This is a genomic window from Nocardia amikacinitolerans NBRC 108937, assembly GCF_001612615.1.
In the GTDB taxonomy this organism is placed as follows: domain Bacteria; phylum Actinomycetota; class Actinomycetes; order Mycobacteriales; family Mycobacteriaceae; genus Nocardia; species Nocardia amikacinitolerans.
In genome coordinates this window covers 1-697 of the sequence record NZ_BDAU01000104.1, presented here as the reverse complement: position 1 = coordinate 697, position 697 = coordinate 1, and the positions used below count along the sequence as shown (strand labels likewise).

Sequence of the window (697 nt, the reverse complement as noted above, 5' to 3'; positions counted from 1 at the left end):
TCCGGAGATGCAGGTGTCCCACGAAGCGATCTATCAGGCACTCTACCTGCAAGGACGTGGTGGGCTGCGCCGTGAGTTGGTTTCGTGCCTGCGCACCGGGCGGGCCATGCGCAAACCGAACCGCAGCCTCGAACGACGCAGCCGCCGACGGATCCCCGGCATGGTCAACATCAGCGAACGTCGCGCCGAGGCCGAAGACCGCGCCGTGCCCGGGCATTGGGAAGGTGATCTGATCCTCGGCAAAGACAATGCCTCGGCGATCGGCACCCTGGTCGAACGCCGCTCCGGATTCCTCATGCTGCTGCACCTACCTACCGATCACACCGCCGAATCGGTCGCCGATGCCGCCGTCGCCACGATGAACACCCTGCCAGGGTTCCTGCGCGCACCCTGACCTGGGACCAAGGCAGCGAAATGGCCCACCACGCCCGCATCACCATGGCCACCGGCCTGGACATCTACTTCTGCGACCCCCACTCACCCTGGCAGCGCGGCAGCAACGAAAACACCAACGGCCTTCTGCGCCAATACTTCCCCAAAGGCACCGACCTCTCGATCTTCCCCGCCGACTACCTCGACTACGTCGCCGCCCAACTCAACACCCGACCCCGCAAACGCCACGGCTTCCGCACCCCCGCCCACATCCTCAATGACATACTCACCGAATCAGCTGTTGCATCGACCACGTGAATCCGCC

General features: G+C 64.6%; 1 pseudogene. It reads left to right on the top strand.

From position 1 onward, the window contains the following. Positions 1 to 690 (top strand): annotated as a pseudogene (locus tag NAM01S_RS33655) (IS30 family transposase); the annotation flags it as partial. Positions 691 to 697 lie beyond the last annotated feature (7 nt).